The sequence below is a fragment of the Tabrizicola sp. genome (assembly GCF_022842145.1).
Classification (GTDB): Bacteria; Pseudomonadota; Alphaproteobacteria; order Rhodobacterales; family Rhodobacteraceae; genus Tabrizicola.
Genome location: NZ_JALHQD010000011.1, coordinates 124,076 through 137,788 on the forward strand (window position 1 = coordinate 124,076; position 13,713 = coordinate 137,788).

The 13,713-nt window shown below is 63.7% G+C and carries 13 protein-coding genes and 1 tRNA gene; 13 read left to right on the forward strand and 1 reads right to left on the reverse strand.

Translation table 11 applies throughout. The annotated features are described in order from the left end of the window. Positions 1-52 precede the first annotated feature (52 nt). The 13 genes from Q0C42_RS20330 to Q0C42_RS20390 all read left to right on the forward strand — a co-directional run bounded on the left by Q0C42_RS20330 (position 53) and on the right by Q0C42_RS20390 (position 13,638). Positions 53-1,288 (forward strand): extracellular solute-binding protein, encoded by a 1,236-nt coding sequence (locus Q0C42_RS20330; RefSeq protein WP_295080467.1) that lies wholly within the window; start codon positions 53-55, stop codon positions 1,286-1,288. Then, on the forward strand, positions 1,285-2,223 hold the full coding sequence (locus Q0C42_RS20335; RefSeq protein WP_295080470.1) for a carbohydrate ABC transporter permease: 939 nt from the start codon (positions 1,285-1,287) through the stop codon (positions 2,221-2,223). The genes Q0C42_RS20330 and Q0C42_RS20335 overlap by 4 nt, the downstream gene beginning before the upstream one ends. Further along, on the forward strand, positions 2,223-3,065 hold the full coding sequence (locus tag Q0C42_RS20340) for a carbohydrate ABC transporter permease (RefSeq protein ID WP_295080473.1): 843 nt from the start codon (positions 2,223-2,225) through the stop codon (positions 3,063-3,065). Before Q0C42_RS20335 ends, Q0C42_RS20340 begins: the two co-directional genes overlap by 1 nt. 13 nt (positions 3,066-3,078) lie before the next feature. Then, the gene (locus tag Q0C42_RS20345; protein ID WP_295080475.1) at positions 3,079-4,164 is read left to right on the forward strand and encodes a zinc-binding dehydrogenase; all 1,086 of its coding nucleotides are present in this window, start codon (positions 3,079-3,081) and stop codon (positions 4,162-4,164) included. Next, the gene (locus Q0C42_RS20350) at positions 4,161-4,943 is read left to right on the forward strand and encodes a sugar phosphate isomerase/epimerase (protein WP_295080478.1); all 783 of its coding nucleotides are present in this window, start codon (positions 4,161-4,163) and stop codon (positions 4,941-4,943) included. Before Q0C42_RS20345 ends, Q0C42_RS20350 begins: the two co-directional genes overlap by 4 nt. After that, positions 4,943-6,019, forward strand: coding sequence for an ABC transporter ATP-binding protein (locus Q0C42_RS20355; protein WP_295080480.1), 1,077 nt, complete (start codon positions 4,943-4,945; stop codon positions 6,017-6,019). The genes Q0C42_RS20350 and Q0C42_RS20355 overlap by 1 nt, the downstream gene beginning before the upstream one ends. Positions 6,020-6,059: 40 nt before the next feature. Beyond that, positions 6,060-7,355 (forward strand): hypothetical protein, encoded by a 1,296-nt coding sequence (locus Q0C42_RS20360; protein ID WP_295080482.1) that lies wholly within the window; start codon positions 6,060-6,062, stop codon positions 7,353-7,355. A 547-nt stretch (positions 7,356-7,902) separates the two neighbouring features. Then, positions 7,903-8,490: a hypothetical protein gene (locus Q0C42_RS20365; RefSeq protein WP_295080485.1), complete on the forward strand. Its 588-nt coding sequence runs from the start codon at positions 7,903-7,905 to the stop codon at positions 8,488-8,490. 211 nt (positions 8,491-8,701) lie between these two features. Further along, entirely contained in the window at positions 8,702-8,935 is a 234-nt protein-coding gene (locus Q0C42_RS20370; protein ID WP_295080488.1) for a DNA-binding protein, read from the forward strand. Positions 8,936-9,093: 158 nt separating this feature from the next. Further along, positions 9,094-10,518: a hypothetical protein gene (locus Q0C42_RS20375; protein ID WP_295080492.1), complete on the forward strand. Its 1,425-nt coding sequence runs from the start codon at positions 9,094-9,096 to the stop codon at positions 10,516-10,518. Between the two features lie 35 nt (positions 10,519-10,553). After that, the gene (locus tag Q0C42_RS20380; RefSeq protein WP_295080495.1) at positions 10,554-10,877 is read left to right on the forward strand and encodes a hypothetical protein; all 324 of its coding nucleotides are present in this window, start codon (positions 10,554-10,556) and stop codon (positions 10,875-10,877) included. Then, a complete protein-coding gene (locus Q0C42_RS20385) occupies positions 10,874-11,938 on the forward strand; it encodes a hypothetical protein (RefSeq protein WP_295080497.1) in 1,065 nt (354 codons plus the stop codon). Before Q0C42_RS20380 ends, Q0C42_RS20385 begins: the two co-directional genes overlap by 4 nt. 2 nt (positions 11,939-11,940) lie before the next feature. After that, entirely contained in the window at positions 11,941-13,638 is a 1,698-nt protein-coding gene (locus Q0C42_RS20390; RefSeq protein ID WP_295080510.1) for a recombinase family protein, read from the forward strand. Here the strand turns inward: Q0C42_RS20390 and Q0C42_RS20395 are convergent. Then, a tRNA-Met gene (locus Q0C42_RS20395) sits at positions 13,595-13,671 on the reverse strand. The genes Q0C42_RS20390 and Q0C42_RS20395 overlap by 44 nt on opposite strands. Positions 13,672-13,713 lie beyond the last annotated feature (42 nt).

The following is a 13,713-nucleotide window of genomic DNA, read 5'->3' on the forward strand; positions in this document are numbered from 1 at the left end:
CATGCCGGAATGGCGGGTCTGCAACGACGGCGCTGCCGTCATGGGAGGATTCATGAGACACTTTGGAAACCCCGCTGCTGCGGGCATGCTAAGCTGTGTTCTGGCGTTGGCCGCGGCCAGTGCATGGGCGCAGGACAAGGTCACCCTTCGCGTCTGGGACAGCTTCACCGAGAACACGGACGGCATGGATGCCATGATCGCCGCGTTCGAGGCGGCGAACCCGACAATCGACGTCGAGCGTGACGTCCAGGCGACCGAGGACATGCGCGCCGTCATCCAGACCGCGCTGAACTCGGGCACGGGACCGGATGTGTTCCAGTACGATACCGGACCGGGCTTTGCGGGTGTGCTGGCCAAGGCCGGGCTGATCAAGCCCCTAGACGAGCTTTACGCCGGGCCGCTGGCGAAGGTCCTGCCCTGGACGAAAGAGCGGGTGACCTTCGACGGCAAGACCTACGGGGTCGGCAACCAGCTGGAGTTCATCGCGGTCTACTACAACAAGGATCTCTTCGCTGCGAACAACATCGCCGTGCCGAAGACCTTTGCCGAGTTCCAGGCCGCCTGCACGACGCTGAAGGACGCAGGCGTCACGCCGATCGCCTTTGGCAACGCTGCAGGCTGGCCCGCCTTCCACGTCTTCTCGGCCTATGCCAACAACATGGTGCCGCAGGACCAGCTGATGGCGATGATTCGGGGCGAGGCCTCGTGGGACGATCCGGCCGTGACCTCGGCGATCCAGGCGGCTTTCACCGACAACGAGGCGAACGGCTGCTTCAACGCCTCGGTCAACGCGGTGGGATACGACGACGCGAACGCGCTGTTCTCGGGCGGACAGGCGGGGATGACGATCACCGGAGGCTGGATGATCAACGGCTTCAAGGACAATCCGTTTGCCACCGGCTTCTTCTTCCTGCCCGCACCGGACGGCATGGCGACGATGCCCCCCGCAGGCCTTGGCGGCGGCTACTTCGTCAACGCCTCGACCACCCAAGGCGAGGCGGCCAACACCTTCCTGGCGTTCCTCTTCGATCCGGCCAATGCCGCACTTTGGGTCGAAGGCATGTCGGTGATCCCGTCCTATTCGCTGGAAGGCGCCGGGGTCGAGATGTCGCCGCTTCTGGCCGAGGCCGCCGCCGCGCTTTCCGCCGGGGCGATGGGGGTCAACATCGACGTGCTGACGCCCGAGGCCTTCAACACCGTGATGCTTGACGGCTTCCAGGCCGTGCTTGGTGGCGAACGCACGGCGGCCGAGCAGGCAGCAGCGCTTCAGGCTGCCGTCGCGAAATGACCGCAACCCCCCGCACCGAGGCGCCGCGCGCCCCCGGTGCAGGGGCAAGAACCGGCCGCCGCCGTTCCCGAACGGCGGCGCGCCAGATGGCCGGGCTCTGGTTTGTCCTGCCTGCGCTTGTCGTCTACTTCATGTTCTTCGGCCTGCCGTTCCTGGCCACGATCGGGCTGTCCTTTACCGACTGGAACGGCCTTGGCTGGCCCGATTTCACCGGCATCGCCAACTATGCCCGGCTGGCAGTCGACGGAGCCATGTGGTCGGCGCTGGCCAACAACCTGATCTGGGTCGTGCTTGGCACCGTCGTGCCCGTGGTGGTGGGATTGATCCTGGCGGTCATGCTCTGGTCGGACGCCCGCGGGTCGGTTGCCTACCGGACGATCTTCTTCCTGCCCGTGATCCTGTCGCCCGTCGTGATCGGCGTCATCTGGGGGTGGATCTACAACCCGCTCTTCGGGCTTCTGAACACCGGCCTGCGCGAGATCGGCCTTGGTCGCTGGGCGACGGGGTGGCTTGGGGAATCCGAAACCGCGCTGTACGCGGTCCTCCTTACCGCGATCTGGTCATACTTCGGGTTCTGCATCGTCGTCCTCTTTGCCGGTCTGCAGAAGGTGAACCCCGAACTCGTCGAAGCTGCCCGGATCGACGGTGCCTCGGCCCCGCAGCGGTTCCGCCACGTGATCGTGCCGCAGATTGCCCCGGTGCTGACCATGGTCATCGTCTACACCGTGATCGGCGGCTTCAACGCCTTCGACATGGTCTGGGTGATGACGCAGGGCGGTCCGAACAACGCCTCCGAGGTCATCGCGACCTACACCTACGAGGTCGCTTTCCGTGGCAACGAATACGGCTATGGTGCCACCCTTTCGATGGTGATGTCCGTCGTCGCCCTTTTGGCGGCCTGGGCGACCATGGTCCTGCGGCGGAGGGCGGGCTGATGGCAGGCAACCGCCACCGCCAGCGCCGGGCCTGGGCCACTGCAGGCCGCCACGGCCTGCTGATCCTCTTCGCGGTGATCTCGCTGTATCCCATCCTGGTGACATGGTTCACCGCCCTGCGCCCTGCCATGCAATCGCAGCAGGACCCCTTCGGCCTGCCCTGGCCGCCGATCTGGGAGAATGTCGCCAACGCCTGGGTCAAGGGCCGTTTCGGCGACTACCTGATGAACTCCGTCATCATCGCCATTCCCACGGTCATCGGCGTCGTCGTGCTGTCGGCCCTGGCCGGCTACGGCATCGCGCGGTTCCGCTTTCCCGGCCGGGCGCTGGCCTTCGGGGCGATCCTTCTGGGCCTGACGATCCCGTTCCAGTCGGTGATGATCCCGCTTTACTACCAGCTTCTGCAGATGGGGCTTCTCGGGTCCTACTGGGCGGTGATCCTGCCCGGCATCGCCTTTGGCCTGCCGTTCGGCGTGTTCCTGATGGCCGCCTTCTTCGAGGACCTGCCGAAGGAACTCCACGAGGCCGCCCGCGTCGACGGCTGTTCCGAGCTGCGCATCTTCTGGTCGGTCATGCTGCCCTTGGCCAAGCCCGCCGTCAGCACGCTGATCGTGTTCCAGTTCATGCGGACCTGGAATGAGTTCCTGATGCCGCTTCTCTACCTGCAGGACGAGGCCAAGCGCCCGATCCCGCTGGGGCTGATGTTCTTCCAGGGCACCTACACCCGCGACATCGGCCTGATCGCCGCCGGGGTCACGCTGGCCACGGTGCCCGTCATCATCGTCTACCTTATCTTCCAACGCCAGTTCGTGCGCGGCCTGACCGCCGGTGCCGTCAAGTGAGATCTTGTCCGACATGACCCAAACCTCCCCCCGTGCCGAAGCTGCTTCCGGCGACAACCTGCCCTGGCACATGACGGTCGAAGCGCCGGGCCGGCTTGGCCGCGAACCGCACGAGCCGCAGGACCTTGCCCCGCGCGAGGTGCGGATTGCGACCCTGTATTCCGGCATCTCGGCGGGGACCGAGATGACCGCCTTCACCGGATCGAACCCGTTCCTGAACCTCTCATGGGACACCAAGCTGCGGCTTTTCGTGCCCGGCTCCACGTCCTGGACCTACCCGATGCCCGCCATGGGCTATGAGGAAGTGGGCCGCGTGGTCGAGGTCGGGCCAGAGGTCACGAAGGTTCGCGAAGGCCAGATCGTCTGGGGCACCTGGCGGCACCGGACCGAGCACGTCGCCGACGAAGACTGGGTCGCCCTGCGAGTTCTGCCCGAGGGAGTTGACCCGCGCTTGGGCATCTTCAGCCAGATCGGCTCCATCGCGCTGAACGCGATCCTGGATGCCGACATTCACTTGGGCGAGACGGTTGCCGTCTTCGGGCAGGGCGTGCCGGGGCTGATGGTGACGGAACTTGCGGCACTGTCCGGCGCGACGGTGATCGCTGTTGACCGCCTTCCCGACCGGCTGGAGCGCGCAAAGGCCCATGGCGCTGCGCATGTGATCGACGGCAGCCGCGAGGATGCGGCCCGTCGCGTGAAGGAGCTGACCGACGGGCGCGGCGCGGATGTCTCGATCGAAATCACCGGCAAAAGCCAGGCCCTCCACGAGGCGGTGCGCGCCACGGCCTACAACAGCCGCGTCGTCGCCTGCGGCTTCTTCCAGGGCGACGCGCTTGGCCTGCGGCTGGGCGAAGAGTTCCACCACAACCGGATCGAGCTGCGCTGTTCTCAGATTTCCGGCGTGGCGCGGGGGCTGGACCACCGCTGGAACCGGGCGCGGCTTGACGCGACGGTGATGTCGCTGATCGCGGAAGGCCGGGTCGATTGGGGCCGCCTCATCTCGCACACGCTGCCGGTCAGCGAGGCGCAGGCGGCGTTCGAGATGCTGCAGGACCGGCCGGGAGAGTGCCTGCAGGTCGTACTGGATTTTTCAGCATGAAGATCGCGGTTCAGGAAAACCTTGTCCCCGGTAAGGATGCCACCGAGCGTTGGGCGCGGGCCCGGGACTGGGGCTTTGACGGGCTGGAACTGCGCGGGGCGGGCGGGATCAAGGCGCGCCTGCCGGAACTGCGCGCGGCGCGGGCGGCGGGTCTGGTCGCTTCCTCGATCTGCCCGGACAGTGGCCCCTTCATCGGTGCTTTCGACGCAGATGACCGCCAGACCGCCATGACCGCGTTGCGCGACCTTCTGGACGTTGCGGCCGAGGTTGGTGCGGCGGGGGTCATCACCCCGGCCGCCTATGGCATCCACTCCAACCGCTTGCCGCCCTTCACCCCGCCCCGCCCGCCGGAAGACGACCGCGCCATCCTGACCGAGGCACTGTCGACCCTGGGTGCGCATGCCGAAAAGCTGGGGGTGGAGCTTTGGCTTGAACCCCTGAACCGCTATGAAGACCACATGGTCAACACCCTGGCGCAGGGGGCGGAGCTGTGCCGCGCCTCTGGCAGCCCGGCGGTGAAGCTCATGGCCGACCTCTTCCACATGACCATCGAAGAGGCTCACATCCCCGTCAGCCTGCGCGCCGCGGGGCCGCTGGTCGCACACCTGCATTTCGCCGATTCCTCGCGTCTGGAACCCGGCACCGGCCACACCGACTTTGCCTCGGCCTTTGCGGCTTTGCCCGGCTTCACCGGCTGGGGGGCCATCGAATGCCGCCTGTCCGGCCCGCCCGAAACGGCGCTTCCGGCGGCCCTGGCTTACCTGCGAAGGAACTCCTGATGGCGAACGTTGTCCTTGAAGACGTGAAGAAATCCTTCGGCACCGTCGACATCATCAAGGGCGTCGACCTCGACATCGCTTCGCGCGAGTTCGTGGTGATGGTCGGGCCTTCGGGCTGCGGCAAGTCCACCCTCCTGCGGATGATTGCCGGGCTGGAGGACACCTCCTCCGGCACGATCCGCATCGGCGGCGAGGATGTGACCGAAGCCGAACCCGCCGAACGCGGCATCGCAATGGTGTTCCAGTCCTACGCGCTTTACCCCCACATGACCGTGGCCGAAAACATGGCCTTCGGGCTGCGCGTGACCGGGGTCCCCAAGGCCGAGATCGACCGTCGTCTGGCCGACGCGGCGCAGATCCTGCAACTGGGCAGCTATCTTGACCGCCGCCCGGCCCAGCTGTCCGGCGGCCAGCGCCAGCGTGTTGCCATCGGGCGGGCGATCGTGCGCGACCCCAAGGTGTTTCTCTTCGACGAGCCCCTGTCGAACCTTGACGCCGAACTGCGCGTCCACATGCGGCTGGAGCTTGCGCGCCTTCACCAGCGGCTTGGCGCCACCATGATCTACGTCACCCACGACCAGGTCGAGGCGATGACCCTGGCCGACAAGATCGTGGTGCTTCGAGCCGGGCAGGTCATGCAGGTGGGACGGCCGCTGGACGTCTTCGACGACCCCGAAAACCTGTTCGTCGCGGGGTTCATCGGGTCCCCCAAAATGAACGTCCTGCCAGCGGTCGTGGCTGCCGGCGATGGTCGCACGGTGCTGATAGAGGGCGATGAGGACATGGCCGTGGCCCTGCCACATCTGCGCGGGACGCTTCAGCCGGGCCGCGAGGTCCGGGTCGGGCTGCGCCCGCAGCATCTGCGGCTGGCGGGGGGCGGACTTCTGAAGATCCGTCCCGACGTGATCGAACAACTGGGCGATGTTGGCTACCTGCACGGCCGGACGCCCGGTGGCGCGGCGCTTGTCGCACAGCTGACCGAACGCCTCGCCGCCGTTCCGAAGAAGGAGTTGCGGCTGGCTTTCGATCCCGGCCGCGCCTTCCTGTTCGACAGCAACGAACAGCGCCTGCGCTAGGCGCGGCCGCCCCGTTTTCCAAGCCCGAGGACCGCCCCAGATGACCGACCTTTACCGCGCTGCCGTCGAAATCCTGCAGGAAAACGACCGTGGCAGCTATACGATCCCGACCAAGGGGCTTTATCCCTTCCAGTGGAACTGGGATTCCTGCCTGACCGCGCTCGGTCAAAGCCATTTTGACGAGAGCCGCGCCTGGACCGAAATCGAGACCCTTTTCGCGCACCAATGGTCTGACGGCATGGTCCCGCATATCGTCTTTCACACCCCCGACGACGGATATTTCCCTGGTCCCGACGTCTGGGCCACCGGCAGGCCGGTCCCAACCTCGGGCATCACGCAACCCGCCGTCGCCGGTTTTGCGATCCGACGCCTCTTCGACCGGGCGACCGACCGCGGCCAGGCCGCCACCCGCGCGCGTGCGCTGTTGCCAAAGGTCACAGCCTGGCACCGTTGGTTCTTTCAGAACCGCGACCCGGAGGGCGAGGGACTCGTGGCCATTCTCCACCCGTGGGAATCGGGTCGTGACAATTCGGTGGACTGGGACGACGCCTTCGCCCGGGTTCCGACCGAAGGGATCGCGCCATACACCCGCCGCGATACCCAACACGCCGCCCCTGAGCATCGCCCGACGAAAGAGCACTACGATCGCTATCTCTGGCTCGTCGAGCATTTCCGTGCGCTGAACTGGGACAATACCCGGCTCCACGCGGCCACGCCCTTCCAGGTCGTGGACCCTGGCTTCAACGCGATCCTGATACGGTCGGCCGCTGATCTTGCCGATCTTGCCGAGACCCTTGGCGAACTTGGCCTCGCCGCCGAAAATCGAGCCTATGCAACACGTGGGACCGCCGCGCTGGAGAGCCTCTGGTCTGAGGACCACGGCCAGTATCTCTGCCGTGACCGCGTCTTGGGCGCGTTGATCGACAGCCGCTCGTCGGGCGGGCTGCTTGCCGCCTTCGCACCGATCCCGGCGGCCCGGGCGGCGCGCATCGCCCAGACGATCGAGGGTCACGGCACTCGCTTCCGCGTGGCGTCTCAGGCGCCGGACGATCCCCGTTTCCAGGTCCAGCGCTACTGGCGCGGGCCTGTCTGGCTGGTGGTCAACTACATGATCGCCGATGGGCTTGCCCGCTCCGGCCTTGCAGGGGCTTCCGCCGCGATCACCCGCTCGTCCCTCGATCTGATCCGGACATCGGGCTTCGCTGAATACTACGACCCCCGCTCCGGAGAGCCCCTCGGCGGCGTGCGCTTTACCTGGACGGCGGCCATGGTACTGGAGTTCTTGGCCTTGGCGGACTTATGTCAGTCTGCTCCCGACGAAAGGTGGGAGAGTTAAGACCAGAGCGGTAGCGCGGCCTTACTGCAGCGAATGACCGCTCTCCGCCCATAGCTGACTGTTGGCAACAATCACAGCGAGAAACCAGGCCGGACGACGCCCACTTAATGGACCGCTCGAACGTTGACTACATTGACGTAACGCCACATTTCTTGAGTCCTCGGACATCGGGCCGACCTCAGCTTAGGACAAAATTTCGGGGAGGTATCTGGATCGAATGTCGCGACGCAGAATTGGAGCTACAGGGCGGAAGCCGTTCGCGTCGAACGAAGAGCCGCAAGTCCGCCTGTCAGTCCACGAGGATTTTCTGGAGGGAACGCCTTGGTCCATCAGAGAGAGTTTGATGTGGCGAGTAGATTGGGTTGGGTTCCTATCCGACACAACGCCCACAATGACCGTCTTCGCGACTTCGATGCCGCTAGTTTATGCACCGGAAGATTACTCATCACTGTCTGTTCTCGTTGGGAGCGCAGTGAACATATTTCAAGCGCTTCAGTCATTCCAGGCTGCACCTACGGTGAGTGAGGGCTTCGCAAGAATCCAAGACATGAAGCACGCGGCCAAGAAGCTTGCGAGGTTGGCCAAGGGGATGGATTCCTCAGAAGCGGCATCCGAATGGAATTCCGAAGACATACAGCTGCGTCCGAGGACGCCGGCGCTCCATACTTTCCTTCATGATCTCCTGCAATCTGTTGACGCCCCGGATGAATCGCTTCGTGCCGACGAAGATGCTTGGGGTCGAGAACTGGCTGCCTACAATCGTCGCGACAAGCGACTTCGACTTTTCTTTGCCAGACTGGATGAGATCATCGAAAGACTCTCCGTATCTTCCGATGCTGCAGCGGAACAGGAGCGCCTCGATCCGAGGCAAAGAAAGCCCGGTGCTCCACGCGATGCTGCCTACGACTGGTTGTTGATCAGGCTGATGTGGATCTGGCGGGATGCTCTCGGAAGAGAAGTGACCATTTATATGCCTCGAGGAGCCGTAGAGCCGCCGCCAGACACACTGATGGCCTTCGTTTGCGCAATCCTGAACAAGCTCGAACCAATCCCGTCCCATGAGCTTTCAGCTCTGGAGAAGAAGCTGTTCGAACTGAGGCGACGGATCCCGGCAAGGTCTCTCTTCTCGACGTAACTGCGGAAGACTGCAGAGTTCCCGGAATATCATTTAGGCCCTGCATGACCTCATGGTCCTTGCATGGACACCAGCGCCCCTCACTACCCTCTTGCGGCTTTTCCGCCCGACGACGCAGCAGTCGCCGGACTGAAGGCCCTTGCGCGCCTCCTGGCGCGGCAGACGGCAAGAGAGGCGCTCCGTAGCAGTCCACTGCAAGGAGAAGCCAAGCATGAAGCAGATCCCAAATTACAATTCACTCCTGCGCCCGCCCGCGGGCAAAACTGAGCGTCGTCTGACGATGCAGGACGTCGCCACGCGCGACCAATGCAGCGTGAAGTCGGTGCGACGCGCGATCGAACTGGGCCTGCTGGAGGCGACGCGCATCGGTCCCTCGGGCCGATCAATCCGCATCACGGAAGCCGCCTATGCCCGCTATCACGCCCTGTGCGCGACGCGGGCCTGAGGTCGATTTAAGTCCACTAAAGTCAACAGCTTGCAGAGGTTTCGGGAAGAGGTCCGGAAGCAATCCCACCAGTTTCGATAGAGTATGGTTTCCCGAATCGGAGCTCTTGTCTTCAGCCGTCCTCGCAAGTCCACACCAGTCCAAAAGGAACGTAGACAATGACCAGGAATTTCAGCGACCAGACATCTTGGAGCACCGGTGCGGGCATCGGCCCGGTGCCTTCGGGCACTCTCTCCTTTGGCGAATGCATCGCCCGCATCACGGCTGACACTGCACTGCCGCGAGATCGCCGCCGCGATATGATCTCCGGCCTGGCCCGCGTGGCCGAGGTCTTGAACCGTCACCCGGATGCCGTGCCAGTGCATGTGCCGTGGCTGCAGCCACGCCTGGAAGAACTAAGACCGAAGGCTTTGAGGATCACAGCCAAAACCTGGGCCAACATCCTGAGCAACATGAAGGCGGCTCTCGCCCATCTAGGTTGCATCGAGAGCGGCACGAAGCCCGTCGCCGCGTTGTCGCCCAGCTGGGCAGCAAACTGGCGTGCCTTGCGCCAGAGTGCGGAGAGCGGCCTCGTTCCCGGGCTCTGGGGGTTCGTGGCCTACCTGGACGATCGCGCGGTAGCCCCCGAGAACGTGGGCGCAGAACACCTGACAAACTATCTCGCCTTGGTGACGACACGATCGCTGCGCAAGCATCCGGTCGATGTCGTCCGGCGTGCGCGAACTGCCTGGAACCGCGCGGCGGAGCTGGTGCCCGGCTGGCCCACCCAGAAGCTGGAGCCGATAGCCTCCGACAGGGTCTATCGTCTGCCCGACTCCGAGTTTTCTGGGCAATTCATCGCTGAAGTCGACACCCTGATATACAGCCTCGCCAAGCCCGATCCGCTGGCGGCTGGAATGTTGCAACGCGCGATGCGTCCGGACACCGTGAAGGCGCGCCGGGGCCAGTTCACCCGTTTCGCGGCAGTGCTGGTCCATGCGGGCTTGCCGGTGGAGCGCATCGAGGGTCTCAGGGATCTGGTTTTTCCTGCAAACCTCGAGCTGGGATTTCGGTGGCTCTTGCAGCGCAGCAACAACGTTAAGACACCGGGCATCTCGAACATGGCGGTGGCACTTCGGGTGTTGGTGCGCCACCACACGACGCTGTCGGATGAGGAGCGGACACGCGCTGAAGATCTGTGCAGCAAGTTGATCCTCCAGCGCACGGACGGCCTTACGGAGAAGAACCGCAAGCGACTGATGCCCTTCAACGACGCCGGCCTGACTGACGCGTTCCTGTCACTGGCGCAGGAACTCTGGACCACGGCAAAGGCTTGCCGCAACCCGGCTGCGCGCGCGCTGCAACGGGAAACGGCGATTGCGATTGAGATGCTGACCTTCTGTCCGATCCGCCGCAAGAACCTCACCGAGATCCATGTCGAGCGTGACCTGCAGCGCCATGGGCCCGGGAATGTGGTCCTCAACCTGCAGGCGGATCAAACCAAGACCGGCCGAGCGATCAGTTTCGTGCTGCGGATCACCTGGTGGGATGGATCGACGCACACTTGCGCGAACGGGCGGGCGTGCTGTGCCCGCCCGGGGTAGCCTGGCTGTTTCCGATGCGTGATGGGACCGGAAGTATGGCTCCGACGGCTCTTGGCACCCGCATCAGCAAAGTGATCCGGACGCATACAGGGCTGAAGGTGCATCCACACTTGTTTCGTCATGTGTCAGCAAAACTCATGCTTAAGGCATACCCAGGCCATTACGAACTGGTGCGCCGCGTGCTCGGCCATGCAGAGACATCGACAACTTGGGAGACCTATGTCGGCCTTGAAGGCGAGGATGCAACGCGTCTCCTCTCTGAGATCGTCCTGCAAAACCGCAAAACCATCAAGCCGGGCGTGAAGTCGCCGGGCACGACAAGAAGACCTGGGGCACTTTTCCAGCGCAGGGCTCCGTGACGCGTCTTTCTCTCAAACCGGCCGATTGGCCGCAGCCGGACCAGATCCTCTGGTCCGGCCTCTTCCGGAAGGGTCACCCCCTCGACGAGGCTGGCCCACTAAGCCATTTGAGCCCGGTTTCCATTTCTGTCATGGCGGAGGCATGGGGACATTGGCTGGGTTGGGTAACGCGAGAACGTCCCGATTTGCTTTACCTCGATCCTCTGACCAGGGGGGCACCAGAGGTGCTGCAGGCTTGGCTGGCCGACATGGCGCATCTTGTCCCCGCCACCGCAAGTTTCCGGATCAATTCAGTGCTCCGTGTGCTGAAGGCGCTGGCTCCGGCGCAGTCGCTTGAGACCCACCGGAATCTCGCCCGCTATTATCAGCGCCTGACAGACAGGACGCCGTCCAGCCGAAAGCAGGGCCGCATAGTCATGTCCGGAGTGCTAGTCGACGCTGGCGTGAAGCAGTATCGAGAAGAGCAAGACGCTGCTACTATTTCGATCGAAAGCGCGCGCGCTTGCCGCGACGCGATTATGGTTACGCTGCTGGCTCTCATGCCGATGCGTCGACGCCCATTCACCAATCTTGAGCTCGGTCGCAGCTTGCAGCGCTGCCCAAGTGGTTGGCGCGTCGTCCTTGATGCCTCAGACCTGAAGACCGGCCAGTACTGGGAAGCAAACGTCCCGGAGCCGGCCGCTAGCCTCCTCACGCACTACGTCGACGTCGTCCGCCCCTGCCTTCTTTTGCCAAACGTGCAGGATTCACGTCGCCTTTGGTTGACCAAGTACGGCGCACCCTACACAGCAGGATTCCTAAGCGTCTGGCTCAAAAGGCTGACGTTTCGGCTCATCGGCGTTGCTATCCCGCCGCATTTCTTCCGGGATTGCGCCGCGACAACGATGGCGCTCTCATCGGCAGAGCACGCGCGTGGGATTCGGGCGCTCCTCGGGCATGCATCGGACCGCACATCCGAGCGACACTACAATCAGGCCAGCGCGATCGAGGCCGGACGTGAGCTGCAGGACATTGTGCTGAAGCGCCGGAAGGCAGCAAAGATTTCAAAGTGGAGAAGTTGAGCATGCGCGCTGCAATCTACGCCCGGTATTCTTCTGACCAGCAGTCGACCGCATCGGTTCCGGATCAGGTGCGCCTCTGCCGTCGGTTCTGCGACGAACATGGCTGGCTGGTCGTGGATGTCTTTGCCGATGAAGCCGTCAGCGGCGCCACGCATTTGCGCCCCGGTTTCCAGGAGATGCAGCAGCGCGCCATGGCGGGCGGCTTCGATGTACTCGTCTCCGAAGCGCTCGACCGCCTTTCGCGGGACCAGGAACACATTGCTGGGCTCTACAAGCGTCTGAGCTACCTTGGTGTCAAGATCGTCACCAAATCGGAAGGCGAGATCAACGAACTGCACATCGGCCTCGGCGGCACGATGTCAGCGCTCTTCCTGCGCCAGCTGTCACAGAAGACCCATCGCGGCCTCGAAGGCCGGGTGAGGGCCGGCAAATCCGCTGGAGGCATCAGCTACGGCTACCAGCTCGATCGCCAGATCCTACCGGATGGCACGCTTACAACCGGGGAGCGGGTGATTGACGCGGCACAGGCCGCCACCATCCGCCGGATCTTCGAGGACTATTGCCGAGGCAAGAGCGCTCGGACCATAGCGATCGAGTTGAACCGGGAAGGTGTCCCTCCACCTCGTGCAAACACTACCAAGGGAGCGGCCTCGTGGTCGTTCTCGACCATCTCCGGCAACTGGAAGCGCGGCACCGGCATTCTCAACAATGAACTCTACCTCGGCAAGCTGGTCTGGAACCGCCAGCGCTTCATCAAGAATCCAGAGACCGGCAAGCGGCAAGCTCGACCAAATCCGCCGGAAGCCTGGATTACCGAAGAGGTCCCTAATCTACGCATCATCGACGACGGCCTGTGGCAACGCGTCAAAGAACGACAGGGGGCCGTACGACAGGACATCCTGACCGAACGGGCTGCCAATCCCCATGCACCGAGGACGGAGGTCGGACGACGCGCCCGGTATCTTATGTCCGGCATCCTGCACTGCGGCTGCTGCGGGTCGAGCTACATCATGATCAGCGCCGACCGCTACGGCTGTGCCGCTGCCCGCAACGCGGGCACCTGCAGCAATCGCAAGACCATTGCGCGCAAGGACGTTGAGACCCGGATTCTTGGGGGATTAAAACACAGACTGATGCATCCCGACCTGATCAAGGAGTTCATCTCCGAGTTTCAGCGGGAGATGCAGGAGGACCGGCTTTCTGCCCTCTCGGAGCGGGGAGAGAACGAGCGGCGCCTGACAAAGGTACGCAAGGACATCGATGGGCTGCTGACGGCGATCACCGACGGAATGTATCACCCGTCGATGAAGGCGAAGATGGACACGCTGGAAGCAGATCGCACGAGGTTGGAAGCCGCGCTCGGTACAGTCCCGGAGCCCGAATCCGTGGCGCTGCATCCCGGTCTGGCCGGGATCTATGCCAGCAAGGTGTCCAACCTGGCAGAAGCTCTGAACCAAGAGGGTACTCGAGCCGAGGCTGCAGATCTCCTGCGTGGCCTGATCGAGAAGGTAGTCCTGCATCCTGATCCGGACGCACTCCACGGTCACCGGATCGAGCTTTTCGGAGAACTCGCGGCGATATTGTCGTTGTGCAACGGGAGCTTGGCCACAAATGCCAAAGCCCGCACTGGGGGTGCGGGCTTTCGGCAAGTGACGATGGTTGCGGGGACAGGATTTGAACCTGTGACCTTCAGGTTATGAGCCTGACGAGCTACCGGGCTGCTCCACCCCGCGCCAGGGTTTGTCCGAGTTTTGTATCGGACCGGTATTGCATCG

Bases quoted from the DNA above. Each gene is read 5' to 3' on its own strand.
- Q0C42_RS20330 (WP_295080467.1), top strand. From the start codon at position 53: ATGAGACACTTTGGAAACCCCGCTGCTGCGGGCATGCTAAGCTGTGTT.
- Q0C42_RS20335 (WP_295080470.1), top strand. From the start codon at position 1,285: ATGACCGCAACCCCCCGCACCGAGGCGCCGCGCGCCCCCGGTGCAGGG.
- Q0C42_RS20340 (WP_295080473.1), top strand. From the start codon at position 2,223: ATGGCAGGCAACCGCCACCGCCAGCGCCGGGCCTGGGCCACTGCAGGC.
- Q0C42_RS20345 (WP_295080475.1), top strand. From the start codon at position 3,079: ATGACCCAAACCTCCCCCCGTGCCGAAGCTGCTTCCGGCGACAACCTG.
- Q0C42_RS20350 (WP_295080478.1), top strand. From the start codon at position 4,161: ATGAAGATCGCGGTTCAGGAAAACCTTGTCCCCGGTAAGGATGCCACC.
- Q0C42_RS20355 (WP_295080480.1), top strand. From the start codon at position 4,943: ATGGCGAACGTTGTCCTTGAAGACGTGAAGAAATCCTTCGGCACCGTC.
- Q0C42_RS20360 (WP_295080482.1), top strand. From the start codon at position 6,060: ATGACCGACCTTTACCGCGCTGCCGTCGAAATCCTGCAGGAAAACGAC.
- Q0C42_RS20365 (WP_295080485.1), top strand. From the start codon at position 7,903: ATGAAGCACGCGGCCAAGAAGCTTGCGAGGTTGGCCAAGGGGATGGAT.
- Q0C42_RS20370 (WP_295080488.1), top strand. From the start codon at position 8,702: ATGAAGCAGATCCCAAATTACAATTCACTCCTGCGCCCGCCCGCGGGC.
- Q0C42_RS20375 (WP_295080492.1), top strand. From the start codon at position 9,094: ATGACCAGGAATTTCAGCGACCAGACATCTTGGAGCACCGGTGCGGGC.
- Q0C42_RS20380 (WP_295080495.1), top strand. From the start codon at position 10,554: ATGGCTCCGACGGCTCTTGGCACCCGCATCAGCAAAGTGATCCGGACG.
- Q0C42_RS20390 (WP_295080510.1), top strand. From the start codon at position 11,941: ATGCGCGCTGCAATCTACGCCCGGTATTCTTCTGACCAGCAGTCGACC.